Annotated in this window: 22 protein-coding genes; 17 read left to right on the forward strand and 5 right to left on the reverse strand. The window is 71.0% G+C overall.

Annotated elements, in window-relative coordinates; genetic code table 11:
• The first annotated feature begins 161 nt into the window (after positions 1–161).
• On the forward strand, positions 162–2,552 hold the full coding sequence (locus AQJ27_RS31465) for a SpoIIE family protein phosphatase (protein WP_067375894.1): 2,391 nt from the start codon (positions 162–164) through the stop codon (positions 2,550–2,552).
• 24 nt (positions 2,553–2,576) lie between these two features.
• On the opposite strand, the gene AQJ27_RS31470 is transcribed toward AQJ27_RS31465, so the two are convergent.
• On the reverse strand, positions 2,577–3,041 hold the full coding sequence (locus AQJ27_RS31470; RefSeq protein WP_067375896.1) for a cupin domain-containing protein: 465 nt from the start codon (positions 3,039–3,041) through the stop codon (positions 2,577–2,579).
• Between the two features lie 313 nt (positions 3,042–3,354).
• Between AQJ27_RS31470 and AQJ27_RS31475 the strand changes: the two genes are divergently transcribed.
• The 8 genes from AQJ27_RS31475 to AQJ27_RS31505 all read left to right on the forward strand — a co-directional run bounded on the left by AQJ27_RS31475 (position 3,355) and on the right by AQJ27_RS31505 (position 11,640).
• On the forward strand, positions 3,355–4,365 hold the full coding sequence (locus AQJ27_RS31475) for a substrate-binding domain-containing protein (RefSeq protein ID WP_067375898.1): 1,011 nt from the start codon (positions 3,355–3,357) through the stop codon (positions 4,363–4,365).
• Positions 4,366–4,480: 115 nt separating this feature from the next.
• Entirely contained in the window at positions 4,481–6,901 is a 2,421-nt protein-coding gene (locus AQJ27_RS31480) for a sensor histidine kinase (RefSeq protein ID WP_067375900.1), read from the forward strand.
• 11 nt (positions 6,902–6,912) lie between these two features.
• Positions 6,913–7,344, forward strand: coding sequence for a roadblock/LC7 domain-containing protein (locus AQJ27_RS31485; RefSeq protein WP_054236774.1), 432 nt, complete (start codon positions 6,913–6,915; stop codon positions 7,342–7,344).
• 1 nt (position 7,345) lies between these two features.
• A complete protein-coding gene (locus AQJ27_RS31490; RefSeq protein WP_067375902.1) occupies positions 7,346–7,702 on the forward strand; it encodes a DUF742 domain-containing protein in 357 nt (118 codons plus the stop codon).
• Positions 7,689–8,291 (forward strand): GTP-binding protein, encoded by a 603-nt coding sequence (locus AQJ27_RS31495; RefSeq protein ID WP_067375904.1) that lies wholly within the window; start codon positions 7,689–7,691, stop codon positions 8,289–8,291. Before AQJ27_RS31490 ends, AQJ27_RS31495 begins: the two co-directional genes overlap by 14 nt.
• 140 nt (positions 8,292–8,431) lie before the next feature.
• Positions 8,432–9,343: a glycosyltransferase gene (locus tag AQJ27_RS31500; RefSeq protein ID WP_079065387.1), complete on the forward strand. Its 912-nt coding sequence runs from the start codon at positions 8,432–8,434 to the stop codon at positions 9,341–9,343.
• Complete coding sequence (locus tag AQJ27_RS56545; RefSeq protein ID WP_159064430.1) at positions 9,340–9,480, forward strand: hypothetical protein; 141 nt, start codon at positions 9,340–9,342, stop codon at positions 9,478–9,480. The genes AQJ27_RS31500 and AQJ27_RS56545 overlap by 4 nt, the downstream gene beginning before the upstream one ends.
• A 57-nt stretch (positions 9,481–9,537) precedes the next feature.
• A complete protein-coding gene (locus AQJ27_RS31505; protein WP_067375906.1) occupies positions 9,538–11,640 on the forward strand; it encodes an ArnT family glycosyltransferase in 2,103 nt (700 codons plus the stop codon).
• Positions 11,641–12,320: 680 nt separating this feature from the next.
• Here the strand turns inward: AQJ27_RS31505 and AQJ27_RS31510 are convergent.
• Positions 12,321–12,887: a cysteine hydrolase family protein gene (locus AQJ27_RS31510; protein ID WP_067375909.1), complete on the reverse strand. Its 567-nt coding sequence runs from the start codon at positions 12,885–12,887 to the stop codon at positions 12,321–12,323.
• 288 nt (positions 12,888–13,175) lie between these two features.
• On the opposite strand from AQJ27_RS31510, the gene AQJ27_RS31515 reads away from it, so the two are divergent.
• Complete coding sequence (locus AQJ27_RS31515; protein WP_067376010.1) at positions 13,176–14,180, forward strand: lysylphosphatidylglycerol synthase transmembrane domain-containing protein; 1,005 nt, start codon at positions 13,176–13,178, stop codon at positions 14,178–14,180.
• A 142-nt stretch (positions 14,181–14,322) separates the two neighbouring features.
• Here AQJ27_RS31515 and AQJ27_RS31520 read toward each other — a convergent pair whose 3' ends face one another.
• Both AQJ27_RS31520 and AQJ27_RS31525 read right to left on the reverse strand, forming a co-directional pair.
• Positions 14,323–16,539, reverse strand: coding sequence for an MMPL family transporter (locus AQJ27_RS31520; protein WP_067375911.1), 2,217 nt, complete (start codon positions 16,537–16,539; stop codon positions 14,323–14,325).
• Positions 16,540–16,685: 146 nt separating this feature from the next.
• The gene (locus AQJ27_RS31525; protein ID WP_067375913.1) at positions 16,686–17,273 is read right to left on the reverse strand and encodes a TetR/AcrR family transcriptional regulator; all 588 of its coding nucleotides are present in this window, start codon (positions 17,271–17,273) and stop codon (positions 16,686–16,688) included.
• 333 nt (positions 17,274–17,606) lie between these two features.
• Between AQJ27_RS31525 and AQJ27_RS31530 the strand changes: the two genes are divergently transcribed.
• The 7 genes from AQJ27_RS31530 to fabG all read left to right on the forward strand — a co-directional run bounded on the left by AQJ27_RS31530 (position 17,607) and on the right by fabG (position 22,789).
• Positions 17,607–18,143 (forward strand): flavin reductase family protein, encoded by a 537-nt coding sequence (locus AQJ27_RS31530; protein ID WP_067375915.1) that lies wholly within the window; start codon positions 17,607–17,609, stop codon positions 18,141–18,143.
• Between the two features lie 61 nt (positions 18,144–18,204).
• Complete coding sequence (locus AQJ27_RS31535; protein ID WP_067376012.1) at positions 18,205–19,245, forward strand: 3-oxoacyl-ACP synthase III family protein; 1,041 nt, start codon at positions 18,205–18,207, stop codon at positions 19,243–19,245.
• A 133-nt stretch (positions 19,246–19,378) separates the two neighbouring features.
• Positions 19,379–19,762, forward strand: coding sequence for an SRPBCC family protein (locus AQJ27_RS31540; protein ID WP_067375917.1), 384 nt, complete (start codon positions 19,379–19,381; stop codon positions 19,760–19,762).
• An 84-nt stretch (positions 19,763–19,846) separates the two neighbouring features.
• On the forward strand, positions 19,847–20,962 hold the full coding sequence (locus AQJ27_RS31545; RefSeq protein WP_067375919.1) for a 3-dehydroquinate synthase II family protein: 1,116 nt from the start codon (positions 19,847–19,849) through the stop codon (positions 20,960–20,962).
• Positions 20,963–21,159: 197 nt separating this feature from the next.
• Positions 21,160–21,627 carry an FAS1-like dehydratase domain-containing protein gene (locus AQJ27_RS31550; RefSeq protein WP_235613803.1) on the forward strand — a complete coding sequence of 156 codons (468 nt, stop codon included), beginning with the start codon at positions 21,160–21,162 and terminating at the stop codon, positions 21,625–21,627.
• Positions 21,624–22,058, forward strand: a complete 435-nt coding sequence (locus AQJ27_RS31555; protein WP_067375921.1) for a MaoC/PaaZ C-terminal domain-containing protein — start codon at positions 21,624–21,626, stop codon at positions 22,056–22,058. Before AQJ27_RS31550 ends, AQJ27_RS31555 begins: the two co-directional genes overlap by 4 nt.
• 26 nt (positions 22,059–22,084) lie before the next feature.
• Complete coding sequence (fabG, locus tag AQJ27_RS31560) at positions 22,085–22,789, forward strand: 3-oxoacyl-ACP reductase FabG (protein WP_067375923.1); 705 nt, start codon at positions 22,085–22,087, stop codon at positions 22,787–22,789.
• 162 nt (positions 22,790–22,951) lie between these two features.
• Here fabG and AQJ27_RS31565 read toward each other — a convergent pair whose 3' ends face one another.
• A complete protein-coding gene (locus tag AQJ27_RS31565; RefSeq protein ID WP_067375925.1) occupies positions 22,952–23,917 on the reverse strand; it encodes a zinc-binding dehydrogenase in 966 nt (321 codons plus the stop codon).
• Positions 23,918–24,045: the final 128 nt, after the last annotated feature.

Genomic DNA, 24,045 nt, shown 5'->3' on the forward strand with positions numbered 1-24,045 from the left:
GCCCCCCCCGATCGGACATCACCAGGGTCGCCGGGGTCGCCGACGGGCAGGCGGCCGCGGCGCCGGAGGACCCCCTGCGGCTGCCGAGCTCCCCTTCCCGGACCGGATTCCGGCCCGCTCCCGGGTTGATGTGACTGCCGGATCACACCATCCTTGTACATATGGTGAAAATCCCGGGCGATGCGGGGCGGGCAACCACGGCCGGTGACGCCATGGTGGTGGTCGACGCGCACGGAGTCGTGACCGGCTGGAGCGAGGGCGCGCAGCTGCTGACCGGGCACGCCGCGGCGGAGGTCACCGGCCGACCTGTGTCGGACCTGCTGGACGGGGACCCGCACGAGGCCTGGCGGGCGCTGCGGGCGAACGGCGGCCACGGTGTGGTGCCCGTACGGCGCCAGGACGGGCGGCGGACCGAGCTGGCCCTGCGGGCGTACCCGCTCCAGGGCCTGGAGGGGGCGCCTGCCGGATACGTGATCACCGCGGTGCCGGACGGGCGGGGCCGCGACCTGGGAGAGCTGGCGTTCAAGCAGGCGTCGGTGTCGATGTCGGTCTTCGACACCGAACAGCGCTATCTGCGGATGAACGACACCGCCTGCCGGATCATGGGCGTCCAGGAGGCCGAGGTTCTGTACCGCTACTTCCCGGACACCGTCGAGAACGCGGAGCACAGCCGCAGCTTCTTCAACCATCTGCGCCGGGTGGTCGAGACCGGCCGCCCCGTCCACTACGAGAGCTGGACCAGGGCCCCCTCCGGACTGCATATGCACGCCTGGAACATCGAGATGTGGCCGCTGCGGGCCCCCTCCGGACAGTTGCTCGGCGTCTCGCTGGCCGGCTACGACAGCACCGAGCAGTACCGGGCCCGGCAGCGGCTCGCCCTGCTGAGCAAGTCCGCCGCCGCCATCGGTACGACGCTGGACGTGATCCACACCGCCCGTGAGCTGGCCCAGCTGGCGGTGCCCGAGCTGGCCGACTTCGTGAGCGTGGACCTGCTGGACTCGGTGGTCGAGGGCGAGGAGCCCACCGGCGGTCCGGTGGAAGCCGATGTGGAGCTGCGCCGGGTCGCGCACCACTCCCGTACCGCCGGGGTGCAGGAAGCGGCGATCGACCTGGGCGCGGCCGACGTCTACCCGTCCTCCTCCCCACCGGTCCGCGCCCTGGTCACCGGGCACGCGGTGCTCACCAGGACCGGCGACCCGGACGTCGACGGATGGCTCAGCCGGCACGGCGCCCGGGCCGCCAGGCCGCACCAGCCGGACCGCCGGGACTTCTCACTGATGGCGGTACCGCTGGTGGCGCGCGGTACGACGCTGGGGGTGGCGGTCTTCGTGAGGCTGCTCACCGCCGAGAGTCCGGACCCCTTCGACCAGGACGACGTGTCGCTGGCCCAGGAGCTGGCCAGCCGCACGGCCGTGTGCGTGGACAACGCCCGCCGGTACGCCAAGGAGCGCACGACCGCCCTGGCCCTTCAGCGCAGTCTGCTGCCCCAGGCGATGGCGGGACAGGCGGCGGTCGAGTTCGCCTCCCGCTACCTTCCGGCGCTGTCGCGGGCGGGCGTCGGCGGCGACTGGTTCGATGTGATCCCGCTGTCCGGGACCCGGGTGGCGCTCGTCGTCGGCGATGTCGTCGGGCACGGCATCCACGCCTCCGTCACGATGGGCCGGCTCCGTACGGCGGTATGGACGCTGGCCGACGTCGACCTGCCCCCGGAGGAGCTGCTCACCCATCTCGACGACCTGGTCGGACATCTGGCGGCCGACGAGAGCCCGACGGGCGCGGAGATCGGCGCCACGTGTCTGTACGCGGTGTACGACCCGGTCTCCGGGCACTGCGCCGTCGCCACGGCCGGGCATCCGCCGCCCGCCGTGCTGTTCCCGGACGGCACCGTGAAGGTCGTCGAGGTGAGCGCGGGACCGATGCTCGGCGTGGGCGGGCTCCCCTTCGAGGCCACCGAGCTGCACCTGCCGGAAGGCACCGTCCTCGCTCTCTACACCGACGGTCTCTTCGAGGCCCGTCACCTCGACGCGGACGCGGGCACGGCGGTGCTGTGCAACGCGCTGACGGTCCCCGCCGGAAATCTGGACGAGGCCTGCGACAACGTGCTCCAGGTGCTGCTGCCGCAGCATCCCAAGGACGACGTGGCCCTGCTGCTGGCCCGCACCCGCACCCTGGACAGCGACGAGGTGGCGGTGTGGGACCTGCCCGCCGATCCGGCGGAGGTCGCCACCGCCCGGCAGTACGCGACCGAGCAGCTGGCCCGCTGGGGGCTCGACGAGGTCGCGTTCGTCACCGAACTCGTCGTCAGCGAACTGGTCACCAACGCCATCCGCTACGGCGGAGCGCCCATCCAGCTCCGGCTCATCCGCGACCGCACCCTCATCTGCGAGGTCTCCGACGCCAGCAGCACCTCGCCCCATCTGCGCCGGGCCCGCACCTTCGACGAAGGCGGCCGCGGGCTGCTCCTCGTCGCCCAGCTCACCGACCGCTGGGGCACTCGCACCACCGGCACCGGAAAGACGATCTGGGCCGAACAGGCACTGCCGTTCGAGTGATCGCGCCTCAAGGCCTGTCCGGCGCTACTGGAAGTCGCAGCCGGGGTTGGGCGCGTCCTGCGAGAACGGCGAGCCGTGGGGCAGGACGTACAGCACGTCCAGGACGACGGGGACCGAGCCCTCGTTGCGGCCGATGTGCACATGGGCGGGACCCGGGGGCTCGGTGATCGTACGGCCGGCCGGGTAGGTGCCGTCCTGCGCGCAGGTGGCGTCGAAGTGGCTCAGGGTGCCCTGCTTCACGAGGCCGTACAGGGGACCGTCGTGGTAGTGCCAGCCGGTGCTCTGGCCGGGCGGGATGGTGATCTCCCGGAGCGTGTAGTCCGTGTTCCCCACGGTGGTCCGGTAGAGCACCGTCGCGGTGACACCGGGGCCGGACGGAGTCGCGTACGCGGTCCCGGCGACCAGCGACATGGCCGACAGGCCGACGACCGCGGCGCCGGTCACTCCCGTACGCAAGCCGGCACGGACAGCGGAAACCCCACGCGTCATCTCGTTCTCCCCCGTGTGAACGCAGGCAGCCCACCAACGACGGGCCCGCGCACCATCATTGAACATCCGTGCCCTGTGCGGAAGGTGCGATACCACCCAACTCACCCATCACGCGTCCAACTAGTGACGATGCGGCGACGAGACCCCCGCGCCGGTCACCTCCGGCATATGCCCGCTCACTTGACGGCCGAGTGTGACACACGATTGGCTCCGGCCCAACGAAAGTACGACAGTCGGTGCACAACATCCCGACATCGCACCGATCTCACTCTCATCGACCCGCCGCTGGGCCGCACAGCGAGGTGCCGCACCCATGAACATGTCCCCCACACCTCACCACTTCCCCGGATCCCCGCACCGCGCCGCCCTCGTCGCCGCCGTCACCGCGGCCTGTCTGCTCGCCGCCGGCTGCTCCGGCTCCGGCGGCACGAACGACACCTCGGCGGGCAAGGCGGGCACCGGCCGGATCAAGATCGCCCTGATCACCCACGGCGCCCGCGGAGACGCGTTCTGGGAGCTGGTGCGCAAGGGCGCACAGGCGGCGGCCGCCAAGGACGGCATCGACCTGACGTACGCGAGCGACTCCGAGGCCGCCGCCCAGGCGAGCCTGGTGCGGGACGCGATCCGAGACCGGGTCGACGGCATCGCGCTGACGCTGGCCAAGCCGGAGGCGATGCAGAGCGCGGTCAGCGCGGCCAAGGCGGCGGGGATACCCGTGGTCGGTCTCAACTCCGGGATCGACGCCTGGAAGTCCGAGGGACTGCTGGAGTACTTCGGCCAGGACGAGAGCGTCGCGGGCCGGGCCACCGGCGACAAACTGGACGAGCTCAAGGCCAAGCACGCCCTGTGTGTCATCCACGAACAGGGCAACATCGCCCTGGAGGCCCGCTGCGCCGGGGTGAAGAAGACGTTCGGCGGCGAGACCGACATGCTCTATGTGAACGGCACCGACATGGACGCCGTGGGCGCCGCCGTCACGGCCAGACTGCGCCAGGACCCGAGCGTCGACGAAGTCGTCACGCTGGGCGCGCAGTTCGCGCTCGCCGCGGTGAAGTCGGTGAAGGCGGCGGGCAGCAAGGCCCAGGTCGCCAGCTTCGACCTCAACAGCGGTCTGGTGAAGTCCGTACAGAGCGGCGACGTGCAGTTCGCGGTGGATCAACAGCCCTATCTCCAGGGATATCTGGCCGTGGACTCGCTCTGGCTCTACCACTCCAACGGAAACTTCAGCGGCGGCGGAACCGCTCCCGTGCTCACCGGACCCGCGTTCGTCACGAAGGAGAACGTGTCCTCGGTCGCGAAGTTCGCGGCGAACGGAACCCGCTGAACCGCCGCCCCCTATACACGCGTCACCAAGGTTTTCCGTCCCTCACGGTGCGTACGGTCACTTGTACGGATAGCATCCTGCGCACCCCCTCATCGCTGATCGCTCTAGGACGACGATGTCTCCACGGACCGGTGCCCGGCGCCGTCTCGGCTCCATACGTCTCTCCCTGATCCTGCTGGCGCTGGTCCCCAGCGTCACGCTCGCCACCATGTGGGGTGTGACGACGACGCAGATCTTCTCGGAGGGGCTGCGACTGCGCGAACAGACGGGGCTGAGCCGGTCGACGGGTGCCATGGGCACCGAGGCGACACTCGCGCTGCAGCAGGAGCGCAGCCTGTCGGCCGCCTGGATGGCCTCGCCGCACGGTTCCCGGGCCGCCCTGGACCGGCAGCGCGGGCGCACGGACGTCGCGGTCGCGAAACTGGTCCGCCGGTCCGAGGACTTCAAGAACGCGCCCGCACGGATCGGCGACCGGATGTACTCGGTCATCGCCTCGGTGGGAAGCCTGGAGTACTACCGGGGGCAGGTGGACCACCCCACCGACATCACCGCCCAGCAGGCCCTGGACCAGTACACCTCGATCATCGGCGACCAGATCCACGCCTTCCAGGAACTGTCCCAGGTCGACGACGGCGACCTCACCTCGCAGGCGGGGCCGCTGATCACGGTGGGGAACGCGGCGGAGCTGGTCGCCCAGGAGGACGCCCAGCTCGCGCTGGCGTGGCCCTCGGGCAAGCTCGACCAGCAGTCGTGGCAGGAGTTCGCCCGGCGGGTCGACGTGCGCCGCTGGGTCTTCCAGAGCCAGGTCCTCAACTCGTTGCACGGCACCGTGAAGGACCAGGTCGAACGGGTCCTCCAGAGCCAGGACTGGAAGACCCTGGAGACCGTCGAGGACCAGATCATCGCGGCCCGGACGGTCCACGGCCGGGTGGCCACGACGGTCGACCTGCCCGACGCGCACGCCCGTTGGAACACCGCGCTCGGCAGGATCTCCGACCAGTACACGAACCTGATCCAGCAGCAGACCACGCAACTGCTCGACCGCAGCGCCGACAAGGCGCACAGCCTGCTGATCAAGGCGGCCGCGCTGAGCGCCGGCGGACTCGTCGCCCTGCTGGTGTGCGTGGTGATGTCCTGGCGCATCACCCGCTCCCTCTCCCGGCGGCTGCGCGGTCTCAGGATGGCCACGCTCAGCCTCGCCGAGGAACGGCTGCCCGACGTGGTCGCCCGGCTGAACCGGGGCGAGAAGGTCGACGTGGAGTCCGCCACCCCGCCCCTGGACTACGGCGAGGACGAACTCGGCCAGGTGGCCAAGGCGTTCAACACCGCCCAGCGCACGGCGGTCTACACCGCGGTGGAACTCGCCGACACCCGACGCGGCTTCCAGAAGGTGATCCTCGGCATCGCCCGGCAGAGCCAGAACCTGGTCAACCTTCAGCTCAGCAAGCTCGACGCGCTGGAACGCGAGCACCAGGACCCGGGGATCCTCAAGGGCCTGTACGAACTCGACTCCACCGCGAGCCAGCTCCGCCGCTACGAGGAGAACCTCGTCATCATCAGCGGCGAACAGCCCCGGCGCAGCTGGACCGAACCGGTCGCGCTGATCGACATCCTGCGCAGCGCCGTCGGTGAGGTCGCCCAGTACCAACGGGTGGACGTGCACACCGACGACGAGGTGTACCTGAGCCCGCCCGCGGTGGCCGACGTCATCCATCTGCTGGCCGAGCTCATCGACAACGCGACCGCCTACTCCCCCGCGCCCAGCCCGGTGGGGGTGCGGGCGGCGATGGTGGCCAAGGGGCTGGCCGTCGAGATCGAGGACCGGGGCCTGGGCCTGTCCGAGGAGGACTACGCCGCGTTCAACGCCCAGTTGGCGGTGGCCCCGCAGTTCGACGTGGTGGCACTCGCCGACGACCTGCGGCTCGGCATGTTCGTGATCGCGCGGCTCGCCACCCGGCACGGCATCGCCGTCACCCTGCGCTCCTCGCCGTACGGCGGGACCACCGCGATCGTGCTGATCCCGCACGAGATCGTGGTCCGCGAGGGCCCCGACTCCCCCGCCGAGGACGGGGAGGTCGCGGTACCGGCGGGGGTCGTGGCGGCGCAGGGCTCCGCCGACGACGCGGTCCCGGAGCGCCGGCCCCATGAACGTGCGGAGGAGACACCCCCCTCCGCCCGGACCCGTACGAGCGACTCCGCCGCGCCCCGCTCCGGCCCCGCTCAGGGCGCCACCCGCCGCGACGGGCTTGCTCCGCTGCCGCGCCGGGTGCCGCAGACCAGCCTGGCCACGGAGCTGCGGGAGGAGGCGGCGCCCGCCGAGGCCGACGACAAGGACGCCACCGACCTCGCCGACTTCTCCGCGGAACGCGCCGCCTCCTCCCTCGCGGGCTTCCAGCGCGGGACGCTCCGGGCCCGCGACGACGAGGAGATGTCGTACGACCACGGGGGCGAGGAACCGTCCTACGACCACGGGGAGGACCCGGCCCCGACCCAGCCCGCAGACCGCTCGTGGACTCCGCCCGCCGACCGCTCGTGAAGGACAGAGAAATGACACGCCCCAGCACCGCCACACACAGCCAGCTCGACCAGCTGCTCACCGGACTGGTGGAACGGGTCGCCGATGTGAACCACGCCGTCGTGCTCTCCGAGGACGGACTGGTCGTCAGCAAGTCCACGGCGTTCGTCCGCGACGACGCCGAACGGCTGGCGGCGACCGCGTCCGGCCTGATGAGCCTCAGCAAGGGCGTCAGCATGGACTTCCGCGGCGGTCCGGTGCGCCAGGCGCTGATCGAGATGCGCGACAGCTATCTGATCCTCACCGCCGCGGGCCCCGGCGCCCATCTCGCCGTGCTCACCAACCAGGGCGCGGACGTCGGCGTGGTGGCGTACCAGATGAACATGCTGGTGAAGAAGATCGGCGAGCACCTCAGGGCAGCACCTCGTGCGGGCGTCGCCGCCGCGGCCGACAACGGCGAGTGAGGTGAGCGAAGGCGACGCGGCCGGCCGGCTGGTCCGGCCGTTCACGCTGACCGGAGGCCGCACCCGGCCGAGCCGCGCCGACTTCACCCTCATCACGTCGGTGACCACGGTGGATCCGCCGCCCGAGGGCGCCACCCGGCCGCAGCCCGAGCACGCCCGGATCCTGCGGCTGTGCGCGAAGCCCATCGTGGTGGCGGAACTCGCCGCCGAACTCGACCTGCCGGTGAGCGTGGTCGTGATCCTGCTCTGCGATCTGCTGGAGGCGGGCCGGATCACCGTCCAGGCTCCGCGTCTCGTCTCCCGTACCCCGGACCTGGACCTGCTGCAGAAAGTGAGGGACGGCCTTGGCCGGCTCTGACCCCGCCGTGCGCGGGACTTCGGCACCCGACGCACCCCCCGCTCCCGACGCGGTCAAGATCCTGATCGCCGGAGGGTTCGGCGTCGGCAAGACGACCATGGTCGGGGCGGTCAGCGAGATCGTCCCGCTGCGCACCGAGGAACCCCTCACCTCCGCCGGTCTGAACGTCGACGACCTCGACGGCATCGAGGAGAAACGGGCCACCACCGTGGCCCTGGACTTCGGGCGGATCACCCTCAGCCCCGAACTGGTCCTGTACCTCTTCGGCACCCCGGGCCAGCAGCGGTTCTGGTTCATGTGGAACGACCTCGCGATCGGCGCCCTGGGCGCCGTGGTCCTCATCGACGTCCGCAGGCCGGAGTCCAGCTTCGCCGCCATCGACTTCTTCGAGCGGCGCGGCATCCCCTTCGTCGTCGGCGTCAACGGCTTCCACGGGCAGCACCCGTACACCCCCGAGGAGATCCGCGACGCCCTGGCCCTGCCGAAACGGACCCCCGTGCTGCTCTGCGACGCCCGTGAGCGCGGGTCGTGCCGGGACGTACTGATCACTCTGATCGACGAGTTGATCGCTTCGTCCAGCCACAACTGACCCATGGAGAGGGGCTGTTCACCGGTCCTCCTGTGACCCGCCGGGGCCCGGCTGTGCGGAAGCTGTGAGTTCCCTGATTCTCATCCTTCCCTCAGCGCGGGCTCAGCGACGGCCCAGATCCGGCCCGGATCGTCGGGGCCATGAACGAAACGAACGCGGGAGGCGTCCGGCAGCGGTCGGTCGAGATCGTGGTGCCGGTCCACAACGAGGCACACGTCCTCGGCGACAGCATCGGCCGCCTCCACGCCTACCTCGAAGCCTCTTTCCCGTTCCTGTTCCGGATCACCGTCGCGGACAACGCGAGCACGGACGCCACGTGGCAGGCGGCGACCGGGCTGACGGCCTATCTTCCGCACGTCCACGCCGTCCACCTGGAGGCCAAGGGCCGGGGCCGCGCGCTGAAGTACGTGTGGAGCCGGTCCGAGGCGGATGTCGTCGCGTACATGGACGTCGACCTGTCGACCGGACTCGACGGCTTCCTCCCGCTGGTCGCGCCCCTGCTGTCCGGTCACAGTGACCTGGCCATCGGCAGCCGGCTGCATCGCCAGGCGGCGGTGGTCCGCGGACCGAAGCGCGAGTTCATCTCCCGCTCCTACAACCTGCTCCTGAAGCTGGGGCTCGCGGCCCGCTTCTCGGACGCGCAGTGCGGCTTCAAGGCGGTACGCACCGAGGTCTTCCGGGCGCTCGCCCCGCACATCGAGGACAACACCTGGTTCTTCGACACCGAGTTGCTCGTACTGGCCGAGCGCAACCGGCTGCGTATCCACGAGGTGCCGGTGGACTGGGTCGACGACCCCGACAGCCGGGTCGACATCGTCGCCACCGCCGTCGACGACCTCTTGGGCATGGGCCGGATGCAACGCCGGATCCTGACCGGCCGCACCCGCGTCGCACTACCGCCCCGGGCCGGTACGGGGCACGTGACGGCCGCCACCCACGGGGCCGCCTCCGTGGAGCCCGGCCCCGGTGGGGGCGGAGCTCGCGCGGGCGCCGAGCGTACGTCGCCCCCCGCGGGAGCCGCCGCCCCGCCCGCCCGGGCGAGAGCGGCGTGAGTGGGCCGCGCGGCCGCGGCGTACGAGAGCTGCCGCGCCTGCCCGTCGCCGCGGTGGGCAGCGCCCTCGTCGGCCTCACGCTCCTGATCACCACGGTCGGCGCCGACCCCGGCGCCACCGCACCCGCTTCGCCCTGATGCGGCTCCGGGCCTTCCGCCCGCGTCGCACCCCTCTCCCCGCTTGGAGCCCGCGTCATGACGACTCTCGCCCCACCACCCACGTCCTCACCGAGCAGCGGGCACCGGGCGGCACCGCCCGCCGACGGCGGCTTCGTCGCCCGGGGCCGAAGGCTCTTCACCGGCCCCGCCGAGGACCCCCGCTGGACGCGCCCCGCGCTGTGGGCGATCCTGCTCGCGGCGACGGCCCTGTACGCCTGGAACATCACCTCCATCAGCGGCAACAGCTTCTACAACGCGGCCGTCTACAGCGGCACCAAGAGCTGGAAGGCGTTCTTCTTCGGCGCGCTGGACTCCGGCAGCTTCATCACGGTCGACAAACCGCCGTTCGCCCTGTGGGTGATGGGGCTGTCCGCCCGCGCCTTCGGCTTCGGCACCTGGCAGTTGGCGCTGCCGATGGTCGCGGTGGGCACCGGCTCCGTGGCCCTGCTCCACCGCATGGTCAAGCGCGACTTCGGCCCGGTGGCGGCGACCGTCGCCGCGCTGGCACTGGCGCTGACCCCGATCACGGTCGCCATCAACCGGGACACCAACCCGGACCCGATCCTGGTCTTCCTGATGCTGCTCGGCGCGGCGGGTCTCTTCAAGGCCGTCCGCACCGGCCGACTGATGCCGCTCGTCTGGTCCGCCGTCGCGATCGGCTTCGCGTTCAACACCAAGATGATGCAGGCGTACGTCGTCCTGCCGGCCTTCTTCCTGGTCCACCTGTGGGCCGCGCGCGGCTCCCTGGGCCGCCGGATCCGCCACCTCGCCGTCGCCACCGTGGCCCTGGTCGTCTCCAGCGCCTGGTGGATGGTGGTCGTCGACCTGATCCCCGCCTCCTCCCGCCCCTACATCGGCGGTTCGACCGACAACACGGTCTGGGACCTGGTCATCGGCTACAACGGCTTCGGCCGTATCTTCGGCGCCGGTTCCTCGGTCGGCTCGGCGGGCAACGGTGCGAGCTTCGGCGGCAGCGCGGGCGTCCACCGGCTGTTCAACGAGATCATGGGCGGCCAGATCTCCTGGCTCATCCCCTTCGCGACCATCGCCCTGATCGCGGGTCTGATCCTGCGCGGCCGGGCCCCGCGCACCGACGCCAGGCGTGCGGCGCTCATGCTCTGGGGCGGCTGGTTCGTCCTGCACTACCTGACGTTCGCCCTCGCGGAGGGCACCTTCCACCCGTACTACGTCACCGCCATGGCCCCCGGCATCGCGGCCCTGGCCGGTGCGGGCGGCGTGACCCTGTACCGGGCGTTCCGTGAGGGCTCGGCGGCGAAGTGGGGGTGGGTACTCCCGGCCGCCGTCGCGGCCAGTGCGGCCTGGGCGATCGTCCTGCTCCAGCGGGTCTCGGGCTCCGGCACGCTGTACACCGTCGCGGAGATCGTCGTCGGCGCCGCGGGCACGGTCGCGGTGCTCGGCCTGCTCGCCGGACGCTTCGCGCGACGCGACCGGCTCATCGGCTTCGCCGCGCTGGCCGCGGTCGTCGCCCTGCTGGCCGGCCCCGCCGCGTACTCGGTCTCGGCGGCCACCTCCGCCACGAACGGCACCAACCCCACGGCCGGCCCCAGCACCGGTGGCGGCATGGGTGGCATGGGCGGGGGTCCGGGCGGCGCGAGCGGTTCGGGTCGTACGAGTGGTACCGGCGGCCGGTCCATGGGCGAGCCCCCGTCGGGCGGCGGCTCCGCGCCTTCGGGCTCCGGCACCCGGCCGAGCGGTCAGATGGGCGGAGGCGGCACGCAGGTGTCGTCCGCGATGATCACGTACCTGAAGAAGCATCAGGACGGGGCCACCTGGCTGCTGGCCGTGGCCACCGACCAGACCGCGTCCTCGATCATCCTGGAGTCCGGGCAGCCCGTCATCTCCATGGGCGGCTGGTCCGGCAGTGACAACGCCATGACCCTCGCCAAGCTCAAGAGCCTGGTGAAGTCCGGCAAGCTGCACTACATCATCGTCAGCAGCGACGGCGGACAGGGCACGAACTCCGAGATCGCCACCTGGGTCAAGGCACACGGCACGGCCGTCAAGTCCTCGGCGTACAGCTCCGATTCGTCCTCGCCCACCTCTTCTTCCACATCCACCACGTCCGCCGCGTCGAGCACCGGCGGCCTGTACCGCCTGGACGCCTCCGACGCCGGCTGATCCAGCCACCCACCCCGGCAGGGGCGGACCACCGGACATCCCCCACCGGCGGCCCGCCCCTCCTTTCCGTTCCGTTCCGTTCTTCTCCGTCGCTCAGTCCCGGGCGAGGGTGGCCCGGGGTCTCGAAGAACCAGCGCTGCGTCTCCTTCCGACTCAGCCCCTCGGGCCGCGCCGCGAGGTAGGGCCGCGCGTAGACCGGGGTGCCCGGCCCTCCGCGACGGCCGACGCGACCGAGGCTGGCGGTGTGGTCGGGCGACGAACTGGCCGCGATCTCGAAGGACATGCGGGCGGCTCTGGTCCGGAGCGTCGAGGACGCCGTGGCGAACGGCGCCGTGCTCGTGGACGTCGACTGGCCCGCCCTCACTCCCCGCCTCGTCGAGGCGCACGTCACGGTGATGGCGTACGAGGCCGCGCGGACGCCGGCCGAGGAGAGCACCCACCCGGACCGGCTGAGCGCACCGCTGAACGAACTCCTGGCGCACGGCCGCTCCCTCACCATCGGGGACTACGAGCACGCGCGGTCCGTCGCGCGGCGGGAGCGCTCCGCGGTACTGGCGCTGCTCCGCGACGTGGACGCAAGACCTGTTCTCCCTCGGCCACGTCGTCGAACGGGCCGCGCGGGCGAACGGCTGACGGGCGGCGACCGCCGATGGGATCCGATGGGATCCGATCAGAACGGCTCAGTCCTCGGCGACCGCCGCGAAGGACACCTCCGCCGTGCCGACGGTGCCCCCGCGCCGCCCGGGTGCGCTCTCCCACGTCCAGTAGAGGTTGGTGTGCGCGATCACCTGCTCCGGCGGCGGCGCTCCGTACGCGCTGAGGTCCTCCGTCGTGTGTGCGTCACCGACCAGCATCACGTCGTACCCGCGTACGAAGGCCCCGTGCAGGGTGGCACGGATGCACATGTCGGTCTGGGCGCCCGTGACGACGAGCCGGCCCACCCCGCGCTCGGCGAGCAGCGCCTCGAGGTCGGTGTCCTCGAAGGAGTCGCCGTAGTTCTTGTGGACGAGGGGCTCGGCATCGCGGCGGACCAGTTCCGGCACGTACTGCCAGCTCTCGCTGTCGCGCTTGAGCTGGTCGTCCGAGTGCTGCACCCACACCACCGGCACATCCTCCGCGCGGGCCTTGCCGACCAGGGTGTCGATGTTGGCGACCACCTCGTCGCGCCGGTGGGCGCCCGCCACCACCCCGTTCTGGACGTCGATGACGAGCAGCGCGGTGTTCGGCCGATCGGGCAGAGTCGTCATGAGGGGCCTCCGTTGTCTCGTCCGTCTCGTCCATCTCGTCCGTCTCACTCGGCAGGTGCGTTCCGAGTGCGCCCCCTCTTTCTACCTTTCGACGGCGGGAGCGCCAACCGCCCTGCCCCACAGGACGACGAGCCCGGCCGTGTCGCCCAGCCGCTGGTGCCCCTTCCCCTCCCGGACACCGCGCCGTCACACCGGGCGGGAACGTTCCCACTGTCCCCCTCCGCTCAAGCCTCTTCTTGTGTCCGTCCGCCGCTACCGCGGGCGTGACGTGGAAGGACGATGTGCGCCGTGTCCCCGCTCCCGCTCGACGATCTCCCCGTAGCGCGCCCCGCCCCCGTCCGGTCCCCCGCCGCCGCACGCCTGACCCGTCTCACCCGTCTGACGCTGACCCTGCTGCCGCTCCTGGCGATCGGGACGTGGGCGGCGGTCGACTGGCGGGCGGTGAGCGAGGGCGCCGCCCGGCTGGCCGCCGCCGATCCCCGGTGGCTGCTGGCCGGGGTCTTCTTCACCTGCCTGGGCTGGGTGGCCGCCGCGTGCGTCCGGCAAGGCGCCCTGCCCGAACGGCTGCCGCCCGGGCCGCTGCTCGCCTCGCAGTTCGCCGCGGGCGCCGCCAACCACATCCTTCCGGCGAGCATCGGCGCCCATGCCGTCACCCTGCGCTTCCTCCAGCGCCGCGGCATACCCCTGGCCCGAGCCACCGCCTCGCTCGCCCTGTACTCGCTGGTCAAGCCGCTGGCGAAGACGGTGGTACTCGTCGTCTTCCTCGTGGCCTTCCCGGACGCGCTACGGCTCGGCGACCTCACCCCGGACACCTGGACGTTGTTCATGGCCGCCGGGGCCGCGTTGCTCGGTCTCGCCACCGCCGCCCTGTTCCTGACGGTCGTACGCCCGCTGCGCCGCCCGGCGCTCGGCTTCGTACGCACCGCCCTGACCGAGGCGCGGACCCTGCACACCCGGCCCAGCCGCGTCCTCGCCCTGTGGGGCGGGTCGGCCGTCACCCCGGTGCTCCAGGGGAGCGTGATCGCCTCGGTCGGGTTCTCGCTCGGACTGCCGCTGTCCTGGGCCCAGGTGGTCCTCGCGCTGCTGCTCGCCAGTACCGCCGTCGGCGCGGTGCCCGCCCCGGGCGGCATCGGCCCGGTCGACGCGGCCATGGTCTTCACCATGGCCGCGTACGGCGCCCCCGTGTCCCTGGCCACGGCAACCGTCATCGGCTACCGCGTCCTGACCGTCTGGATACCCCTGCTCCCGGGCGCCCTCGTCCTCTCGGCCCTCGTCCATCGCGAGGTGCTGTGAACCTCGGTCCACGCGACCAGGTGCGGCCGCGGTGGGCGGCCGGCACATGAGGAAGAGGCGCGGCGAACTCCTCATACAGCTCGAACGGTTGAGGCGCCCCCACCCACTCGGGCGGCGCCTCCACCCGCTGTCGGCAGGCCGCTCAGGCCCGGGCCGGCTCTCGGTCCTTCCCGGGCGAGGGATCCTGTTGAGCGGCAAGCTGCTTGCGCAGACGGTCGCCCTCGACGTCCACGTTCGGCAGCACGCGGTCGAGCCACTTCGGGAGCCACCACGCCCGGTTGCCGAGCAGGGCCAGTACCGCGGGGACGAGTGTCATGCGGACCACGAACGCGTCGAAGAAGACGGCGATGGCGAGACCGAAGCCGATCATCTTCACCATCTGCTCGCTGGAGCCGATGAAGCCGGAGAACACCGCGATCATGATGACGGCCGCGGCCGTGACCACCCTGGCCCCGTGCCGGAACCCGGTGACGATGGCGTCCGCCGGCTGCTCGCCGTGGACGTACGCCTCCCGCATTCGGGTCACGAGGAAGACCTCGTAGTCCATCGCGAGGCCGAACACCACACCCACCATGAAGATCGGCATCATCGACATGATCGGTCCGGTCTGTTCCACCCCGAAGAGCGAGCCGAGCCAGCCCCACTGGTAGACCGCGACGACCGCGCCGAGGGCGGCGACCACCGAGAGCAGGAAGCCGAACGCGGCCTTCAGCGGAACGAGGACCGAGCGGAAGACCACCATCAGGAGCAGGAAGGCGAGGCCCACCACCAGCGCCAGATACGGGATCAGCGCGTCGTTCAGCTTCTGCGAGACGTCGATGTTCATCGCCGTGGCGCCGGTTACCAAAACCTCGGCACCGGTGTCCGCCTTGATGGCCGCGCTCGCGTCGCGGATGGCGTGGACCAGCTCCTCGGTCTCGGCCGAACTCGGCTTGGACTTCGGGATGACGGTGATGGTCGCGGTGTCGCCCGACTTGTTGAAGGCGGCCTGGGTCACCACCGCGACGCCGTGCAGCGCGTGCATCTCCTTCTCGACCCGGGCGACGGCTCCCTTGGCGTTCTGGGACTTCCTGGCGTCCACGACCGTCACCAGCGGACCGTTGAAGCCGGGGCCGAAGGCGTCGGAGAGGGTGTCGTACGCCTTGCGCTGCGTGGTGTGGGGCGGCTGCCAGCCGCCGTCCGGCATGCCCATCTTCAGCGAGGCCACCGGCACCGCGGCCGCGCCGAGGACCACCACGCCCGCGAGCAGCATCCACACCGGGCGGCGCAGGACGAACTGCGCCCAGCGCGTGCCCCGGTTGGGCTTCTCCGCGGTCACCACATGGTTTTCGAGGGCCTTGCGGGCCTTGCGGCCGTGGACGCGCTTGCCCGCGTAGCCGAGCAGCGCGGGGATGAGGGTGAGCGCGATGAGGACCGCGATGGCGACCGTGCCGGCGGCCGCGATACCCATCTTGGTCAGCATCGGGATGTTGACGACGGAGAGACCGACCAGGGCGATGACCACCGTGAGTCCGGCGAAGACGACCGCGGAGCCGGCCGTGCCCACGGCCCGCCCGGCGGCTTCCTCGCGCCCGTGTCCTTCGGCCAGTTCGGCGCGGTAGCGGGAGACGATGAACAGCGCGTAGTCGATGCCGACCGCGAGGCCGATCATCATCGCGAGGGTCGACGTCGTGGTGCCCAGGTCGAGCGCGCTGGCGAGCGCCGTGATGGACGAGACGCCGATACCGACGCCGATGATCGCGGTCAGCAGCGGCAGCCCGGCCGCGAGCAGCGAACCGAAGGTGATGACGAGAACGATCGCGGCGACGAGGACACCGATGATCTCGGACGGACCGGTCTCGGGCGGGGCCTGGAGGGCGTCACCGCCGATCTCCACGACGAGTCCCTTGTGTCCCGGCTCGGCCTGGACGCCCTTCAGGGAGTCGCGGGTCGCGTCGGTCAACTCCATCGAGGTGACCTTGTATTTGACCGAGGAGTACGCGGTCGTGCCGTCCTTGCTCACCCCCTTGGCCGTGAACGGGTCGGTGGCCGAGGCCAGTTGGTCCGAGCTGGACTTGAGGCCCGCGATGGTCCTGGTGACCGCGGCCTTGTTGGCGGCGTCGGTGATCTTCTCGCCGTCCGGCGCCTTGAAGACGACCCGGGCGGTGGCGCCGTCGGCGCTGGAGCCCGGGAAGCGCTGGTCGAGGAGGTCGAACGCCTTCTGTGCCTCGGTCCCGGGGACCGAGAAGGAGCTGGAGGCGGCGGTGGGCGCGGACGCGGCACCGAACCCGGCGAGCGCGAGGAGCGCCACCCAGATCAGTGCGACGAAGTGCCGCCGTCGTAAGGCGAACTTGCCGAGTTTGTAGAGGAACGTGGCCACGAGTCGTACTCCCGGTCGGGTCGTTGGATCTGCGGGCAGGTGGGGGTGAAAGGGAGGTGCGCGGGAGCCGGGCTCCGAGAGCGCGAAGGCAGGCTCCGGGGGGGACCGTGCTCCCAGAGAGCGGGCAGGCTCCGAGGGAGAGGGGGTCATGATCCGAGCGCGGGGAGGACCGAGGCGTCGATGTACGCGGCGAGGAAGTCCGGGGTGGGGGGCCGGTCCTCGATCAGGCTCCGCGCCATGAAGGCGCCGACCAGCATGTGCGGCACATAGGCCAGCGCTGGATGGTCCGCACGCACCTCACCCCGGTCGACGGCGCGCCGCAGCATCGTTTCGACGGCACGCAGTTCCGGTTCGATCAGCAGGTCCTTGAAGGCGCGCCGTAGATCGGGATTGGCGCGTACCGCCATGGCGAGCCCCTGCATCAGTGCGGAGTCACGCTCCATGCCGCAGTCGTCCCCGCGCGACACCAGCTCATGAAGGTCGCCGCGCAAGGTCCCGGTGTCGATCTCTTCGAGGTCTCCCGGCTTCGCGTGCCGCAGGGCCTGGCACACGAGCTGCGCCTTGTTGCCGTACTGGCGGTAGAGGGTTGCCTTGCTGGACCGGGTGCGGGCGGCGACGGTGTCCATCGTCAGGGTGTCGTAGCCGACTTCGCGGAGCAGTTCCAGCACGGTCCCGCAGAACTCCGCCTCCCGCTCGGGCGTGCGGCGCCGGGTGCGGCGCGCTGCCGTCTCCATGACGAACCTCCCTTCGGTACGAAACCGTTTCGTACCGAAGGGACGGTACAGGAGCCTCGCCGAAAACGAAACCGTTTCGTACTCAGCTGCCCGCCCGGTGCCGTCACGGCGCTCTCGCACCCCGAGCCGGAGCCGCGCGCGGCGAAGTGACAGGCCGTCGATCGACAGGCCTTCGGAGGAAATCCTGCCGACCCATACCGACACCTGTCTCCTGCTCTTTGGTCGAGCCCAAAGGTGCTCTCCCGATGAGCGTTCCGGCTCCGTCGCCCGCACCGCAGTGTTCAGGGCAGGCCACAGCAGGTGGACACGGTCAAGCTCCGAAGGAGGGATTCGATGCTCGACAAGGGGGCGGTGGCGCGGCCTGCCGTCGACAGCAGGGAATTCAGGCAGGCCATGGGCCGCTTCCCCACGGGCGTCGCGGTGGTGGCGTCCGGGGCGGGCCGGAGCACCGAGGCTCTGACCGTCAACTCGGTGACGTCCGTGTCGCTCGCCCCGCTGCTGATGTCGGTCTGCCTGCGGCCCGAAGGGCGGGTGTCCCGGCGGATCGCCCAGCGGCGGGAGTTCACCCTGAGTTTCCTCGCCGCGGATCAGCGGCAGGTGTCGGCGCTCTTCGCCTCCCGCGACCGTCCGGTCGGCATACAGGCGCAGCGACAGCTCGGCGATCTCGTGGGGCCGCGCGGCTCGGTGCTGGTCCAGGGATCCCTGGCGTCGATGGAGTGCGTGGTGGAGACGTTCAGCGCGGGCGGGGACCACCTGATCGTCCTCGGCCGGGTCGAAGCACTGCACCTGGGAGACGCGGACCGGGAGCCGCTGGTGTTCCACCGCGGCGACTACACCCGGCTCGCCTCGTACGCCGACGCGCGGGGCTGAGCGAACCAGGTTGACCGAGCAACGACTCCAGGCCGCCCAGGTGGCCGGAAAGGTGCAGGACATGGCACATGCCGCCGCCGGACCCAGAGCCGGCATCACCGCCGGAATCAGGGAGATCGGCATCAGCGTCCCCGAGCGCGTGGTGACGAACCAGGAACTGGAGCAGACCCTCGACACCACCGACGAGTGGATTCGCGCCAACATCGGTGTGGAGACCCGGCGTTACTCGGACCCCGACGACTGGACCTCGGACCTGGGAGCCCGCGCGCTGCTGGACGCGTGCGAGCGGGCCGGCGTCTCCCCTGCCTCCGTGGACCTGGTGATCTGCGGGACGTACACCCCCGACCGCATGCTGCCGAGCACCGCCGTCACCATCATGGGCAAGGCGGGCATCAGCGGGACCCCCGGCTTCGACGTGAACAGCGGCGGCTGCCCCGGCTCGGTGTACGCGCTGGAGGTCGGCGCCAACTTCATCGCCTCGGGCGCCTACCGCAGGGTGGCCGTGGTCCTCGCCGACGTCAGTACGAAGATCTTCGACCCGCAGGACCGCACCGTCGCCGTCATCTTCGGTGACGCGGCCGCCTGCTATCTGCTGGAGCCAGTGGTCTCGGGTGCCGACGGACTGGGCTCGGCGCGCCTGGGCAGCGAGCCGTCCGGCCAGTCCACCGGCTATGTGACGCGTGAGCCCCGGTTCGCCGAGAACGGCGAGCGGCGGCAGTCCGGCTTCGGGGACAACTTCACCGTCATGGTGGGCCGCGGGATCCGCGACTTCGTGCTCGGCAGCGTCCCGGGACTCATCGAGAAGACGGTGGCCGACGCGGGCCTCGGCCTCGACGACATCGACTTCTTCGCATTGCACCAGGCCAACCGGCACATGGTGCACACGATCCTGGACACGCTGGGCCAGCCTCGGGACAAGACGCTGACCAACATCCAGCACATCGGAAACACCTCCGGGGCCTCGGTCCCGCTGGTCCTGCGCGACGCCGTCGACGCGGGAAAGATCGGGCCCGACGACCGGGTCGTGCTGGCCGCCTTCGGCGCCGGCCTCAACTACGGGGCACTGGTGACGCGTTGGTGCGGCCCCGAGGACTTCGCCTGACCCGGCGCCATCGCGCGCCGACCGGCCACCGGGCGTCAGTCGGCCACCGTGCGCGGACCGGCACCACCGACCGGTGGTTTCACCGGCCACCGTTCTCCACCACTACGCACAAGTACCCAGCAAGGGAGTCTGCATGGGAAGCGTGACAGGAAGCATCAGTATCTCGGTGCCGTTCGCCGACGTGTTCGCGGTCGTCTCCGATCCGGAGCGGCTGCCCGACTGGTGCACCGACTTCGCGCGCGCGTCGCGCAAGGACGGCGACCACTGGACCGTGGACACGCCGTTCGGCCCGGTCGAGGTGCGCTCCTCGGCCGACCGCGGGACGGGAGTCGTCGACTTCCGCGTGGTGTCCGAGCACGGTGATCACCGCGCCTTCACCCGGCTCATCGCCGTGTCCGACAACGAGAGCGAGTTCGTCTTCACTCGGCTGTTCGGCGCCGGGGAGGGCGAGGCCGAGGCGCCCCAGCTGCTCGCCGTCATCGAGGGCCGCCTCAAGGCCCTCTCCTCCCTCTTCTGATCGCCAACATCTCTGCGCTGCCGCATACCTGCATCTCTGCATTCCTGCATCTCTGCATCTCTGCATTCCTGGAAGGGAAAGTCCGTGAAGTTTGCCTGGATCGATCTGCGTTCGGTGAATGCTGAGCACCAGGAGGCCGTCGTCGACGCCGCCGTCCATGCGCGTCTCGAAGGTGTCCTCGACGACAAACTGGAGGTGCTCGCCGCTCTGCCACCGACCGTCCTCAAGGTCCTGCTGCCGGCCGCCGACGCGCCGCTTCCGCCCGAGGCCGCGGACATCGCCGACATCATCCTGACCCCCATCTCCAAGGTCGAGGAGCTGGACAAGCTCAAGCTGACCGTGGACGGCGGCACGTCCGTCGGCGCCTACGTCGACGTCGTCGACGACCCGACCTTGCGGCTGGCCTGCGCCGCGGCCATCGCGCTCCCGAACACGCTCGTCAAGTTCCGCGACCCCACCAAGATCCCGCTGGAGATCGTCATCGCCGCGGCCGACAAGTCTCCGGGCCGCCTGATCTGCGAGGCCGGCGATCTCGAAGAGGCCGGGATCATCGTCGACGTGCTGGAGAAGGGCTCCGACGGCCTGCTGTACGGGGCGAAGGACTCCAACGAGGTGTTCGGCCTGGTCGAGCTGCTCGGCGCCAAGACCCCGGACCTGGACCTGACCACCCTCACGGTCCAGTCCATCGAGCACAACGGTCTCGGCGACCGGGTGTGCGTCGACACCTGCACCCACTTCGGCAAGGACGAGGGCATCCTCATCGGCTCGTACGCCTCGGGCTTCATTCTCGGCGTGAGCGAGACCCACCCGCTGCCCTACATGCCGACGCGCCCCTTCCGGGTCAACGCCGGTGCCCTGCACTCGTACGTCCTCGGCGAGGACAACCGCACCAACTACCTGAGCGAGCTGAAGGCCGGCAGCACGATCCTCGGCGTCACCGCGGACGGCAAGACGCGCCGGATCGTGGTCGGGCGGGTGAAGCTGGAGTCGCGTCCGCTGCTCACGATCCACGCGCTCTCGCCTGAGGGCGTCGAGGTCAGCCTGACCGTCCAGGACGACTGGCACGTCCGCGTCCTCGGCCCGGGTGCCGCGGTACTCAACGTCACCGAGCTCAAGGCCGGGGACCAGCTTCTCGGCTACATCGCCACCGACAAGCGGCACGTGGGGTGGCCGGTCGCCGAGTTCTGCATCGAGAAGTAGGCGGCGGGCAGCACAGCCGCACCTCAGCGCGCCCGAACAGGCCCGCCCCGGAGAGCCTCCCCCTTTGGCTCTCCGGGGCGGGCCGCTCACCGAGTGGGGAGTGCCGAATGGCCGACACCGCACCATTGACGAACGAGACCGGCCCTGGGCCGTCGCCACAGTTGACGAAAGAGACCGGTCCGAGGCCGTCGCCACGGTTGACGCGGGACACCGGCCCGGCGCTGTCGCCCGGAGCCCGGCTCACACCCTTCACGGTCACCGTGGAGCGGGGCAGGCTGAGGTTCTTCGGGAGCGTCATCGGGCTGGAGGACACCGAGTTCACCAGTCTGGAACGCGCCCGGGAGGCCGGACACCACGATCTGCCCGTGCCGCCCACCTTCCTCTTCGGGCTCGAACTGGAACACCAGGCGCACGCCCAGGGGCCGGACGGACCACCGGTGGACCCGAGCCGGGTCCTGCACACCGAGCAGTCCTTCAACTACCACGAGACGGCACACGCCGGCGACGAGCTGGTCTTTTCTCCCGTGATCACCGACGTGTACCGGCGGCGCGCCGGAACCATGGAGTTCGTGGTCCGCGACACGGCGGTCACCCGCCCCGACGGGACCGCCGTCGCCGATCTGCACCAGGTGATCATGGTGCGTCACCCGGAGGGCGAGCGATGACCGCACCGACGTCGACGTCCCTGGTGGGTACGGAACTTCCCGACCTGCACCCGGACGAGGTGACCCGGGCGACGCTCGCCCTGTTCGCCGGCGCGTCCGGCGACCACAACCCGATCCACATCGACACCGACGCGGCCCGGGCCGCCGGCTTCGACGACGTGCTGGCCCACGGCATGCTCTCGATGGCCTTCCTCGGCAGGCTGGTGACCTCCTGGGTCCCGCTCGGCGCCGTCCGCTCCCTCAAGGCGCGCTTCTCCGCGATGACTCCGGTGCACGCGCGGCCGCACTGCACCGGACGCGTCACCGCGGTCGAGCAGGGCGCCGACGGCGAGCTCCTGGCACGGATCGCGCTGGCCGTCCGGCTCGCGGACGGCACGCTCACGGTGCGCGGCGAGGCCGTGGTGGCGGCGGACTCCCTGCCGACGACTTGAACCAGACGTACGAGAGGACATCAACCATGGCACGTTCCGTGCTGGTCACCGGAGGAAACCGGGGCATCGGGCTGGCGGTCGCCCGTGCCTTCCTGGAGAACGGCGACAAGGTGGCGGTGACCCACCGCGGCAGCGCACCGCCCGAGGGCATCTTCGGTGTGCGGTGCGATGTGACCGACACCCAGCAGGTGGAGGCCGCGTTCAAGGAAGTCGAGGACGCGCACGGGCCCGTCGAGGTCCTGGTGTCCAACGCCGGGATCACTCATGACACGTTGCTGCTGCGGATGACCGAGGAACGGTTCACCTCGGTGCTGGACACCAACCTGACCGGCGCCTACCGGGTTTCCCGGCGCGCCGCACGCAGCATGCTCAAGGGGCGTTGGGGCCGGGTGATCCTGATGTCCTCGGTGGCCGGCACGACCGGCACAGTGGGTCAGGTCAACTACGCGGCCAGCAAGTCCGGGATGATCGGCATGGCACGCTCCATGGCGCGTGAGCTCGGCTCGCGGGGCATCACCGTGAACGTGGTGGCGCCGGGCCTGGTGCTCACCGACATGGCCGAGCAACTGCCCGAGGAGCGCCGTGAGCAGATCCGCGGCCAGATCCCGCTGGGCCGGCACGGCGCCGTCGACGAGGTGGCCTCCGCGGTGACCTGGCTGGCCTCCGACGGGGCAAGCTACGTCACGGGGGCGGTGCTGCCGGTCGACGGCGGCCTGGGCATGGGCCACTGATCCACGGCCCGTACGTGAGGGACGTACCGGCTTGCGTACGTCCTGTCTCACGGACGTACGCGAACGACTGGGGCGCGCCGCGAACGCGCGGCGCGCCCCAGTCCGTCGGGCCCTTCGTTCCGCGCACGGCCGTTGTGCCGCGCTGGACCGCCGAACGTACGGCTACGGAATCGCCAGGACGATCTTGCCGAAGAGGTCGCCCCGTTCCATGCGCTCGAAGGCGTGGCGGATGTCGCGCATCGGGAACACCGAGTCGACCACGGGCCGCACGCCCTTGGCCACGCAGAAGTCGAGGAGAGCGGCGAGCTCCTTCTTGCTGCCCATCGTCGAGCCGATGACCCTCAGCTCCCGGTAGAAGATGTGCTGGAGCTCGCCCAGCGGGGGGTTGGGGCCACTGGTGGCGCCGGAGATGACCAGCCGGCCGCCGTCCTTGAGCGCGCGGACCGAGTGCGACCAGGTGGCCTCGCCCACGGTCTCCAGGACCGCGTCGACCCGCTGCGGCAGCCGGGCCCCCACCTCGAACGCGGCCTCGGCGCCCAGCGCCACGGCCCGCTTGCGCTTGACGTCGTCGCGGCTGGTGACGAAGACGCGGAAGCCGGCCGCGGAGCCGAGGACCACCGCCGCGGTGGCCACTCCGCCGCCGGCGCCCTGCACGAGAACGGTGTCGCCGGGGCTGAGGTCCGCGTTGGTGAACAGCATCCGGTACGCGGTCAGCCACGCGCCCGGCAGACAGGCCGCCTCGGCGAAGCTGAGCTCGGCGGGCTTGGGCAGCAGGTTCCAGCGCGGCACGGCGATGCGCTCCGCGAACGTGCCGGGGTATCTCTCCGACAGCATCGAGCGCGGCTCGTCGGTTCCGACGCCGTGGCCGCTCTCGCCGATGACGGAGTGAATGACGACCTCGTTGCCCTCGGCGTCCAACCCGGCGCCGTCACAGCCGAGAATCAGCGGCAGGTCCTGCTCGCCGAGGCCCACGCCCCGCAGCGACCACAGGTCATGGTGGTTGAGCGAGGCGGCCCGCAGCTGGACGGTCGTCCATCCGTGGGGCACCGATGGTTCCGGCAGCTCGCCCAACTCAAGTCCGTTCAGGGGCTGTTGCGGATCGATACGGGCGGCGTAGGCAGCGATCATGGCCCGAGGCTAATCCTCTGGAGCGGTCGACCGGCTGCCCGGCGGGAGTCCCCCTTCGGCCGCGACGAAAGGGCACCGCCAACGGGCCTTACCGCGGGCCGGTCCGGACGCGAGGCTGGCACGGCAGT

It is taken from the genome of Streptomyces olivochromogenes (assembly GCF_001514115.1).
Taxonomy (GTDB): Bacteria; Actinomycetota; Actinomycetes; order Streptomycetales; family Streptomycetaceae; genus Streptomyces; species Streptomyces olivochromogenes.

Excerpts from the sequence above, each read along its gene's own strand:
- AQJ27_RS31475 (WP_067375898.1), top strand. The coding sequence starts at position 3,355 with ATGAACATGTCCCCCACACCTCACCACTTCCCCGGATCCCCGCACCGC.
- AQJ27_RS31505 (WP_067375906.1), top strand. The coding sequence starts at position 9,538 with ATGACGACTCTCGCCCCACCACCCACGTCCTCACCGAGCAGCGGGCAC.
- AQJ27_RS31555 (WP_067375921.1), top strand. The coding sequence starts at position 21,624 with ATGACCGCACCGACGTCGACGTCCCTGGTGGGTACGGAACTTCCCGAC.
- AQJ27_RS31510 (WP_067375909.1), bottom strand. The coding sequence starts at position 12,887 with ATGACGACTCTGCCCGATCGGCCGAACACCGCGCTGCTCGTCATCGAC.
- AQJ27_RS31465 (WP_067375894.1), top strand. The coding sequence starts at position 162 with ATGGTGAAAATCCCGGGCGATGCGGGGCGGGCAACCACGGCCGGTGAC.
- fabG (WP_067375923.1), top strand. The coding sequence starts at position 22,085 with ATGGCACGTTCCGTGCTGGTCACCGGAGGAAACCGGGGCATCGGGCTG.
- AQJ27_RS31535 (WP_067376012.1), top strand. The coding sequence starts at position 18,205 with ATGGCACATGCCGCCGCCGGACCCAGAGCCGGCATCACCGCCGGAATC.
- AQJ27_RS31530 (WP_067375915.1), top strand. The coding sequence starts at position 17,607 with ATGCTCGACAAGGGGGCGGTGGCGCGGCCTGCCGTCGACAGCAGGGAA.
- AQJ27_RS31565 (WP_067375925.1), bottom strand. The coding sequence starts at position 23,917 with ATGATCGCTGCCTACGCCGCCCGTATCGATCCGCAACAGCCCCTGAAC.
- AQJ27_RS31480 (WP_067375900.1), top strand. The coding sequence starts at position 4,481 with ATGTCTCCACGGACCGGTGCCCGGCGCCGTCTCGGCTCCATACGTCTC.
- AQJ27_RS31500 (WP_079065387.1), top strand. The coding sequence starts at position 8,432 with ATGAACGAAACGAACGCGGGAGGCGTCCGGCAGCGGTCGGTCGAGATC.
- AQJ27_RS31485 (WP_054236774.1), top strand. The coding sequence starts at position 6,913 with ATGACACGCCCCAGCACCGCCACACACAGCCAGCTCGACCAGCTGCTC.
- AQJ27_RS31540 (WP_067375917.1), top strand. The coding sequence starts at position 19,379 with ATGGGAAGCGTGACAGGAAGCATCAGTATCTCGGTGCCGTTCGCCGAC.
- AQJ27_RS31525 (WP_067375913.1), bottom strand. The coding sequence starts at position 17,273 with ATGGAGACGGCAGCGCGCCGCACCCGGCGCCGCACGCCCGAGCGGGAG.
- AQJ27_RS31470 (WP_067375896.1), bottom strand. The coding sequence starts at position 3,041 with ATGACGCGTGGGGTTTCCGCTGTCCGTGCCGGCTTGCGTACGGGAGTG.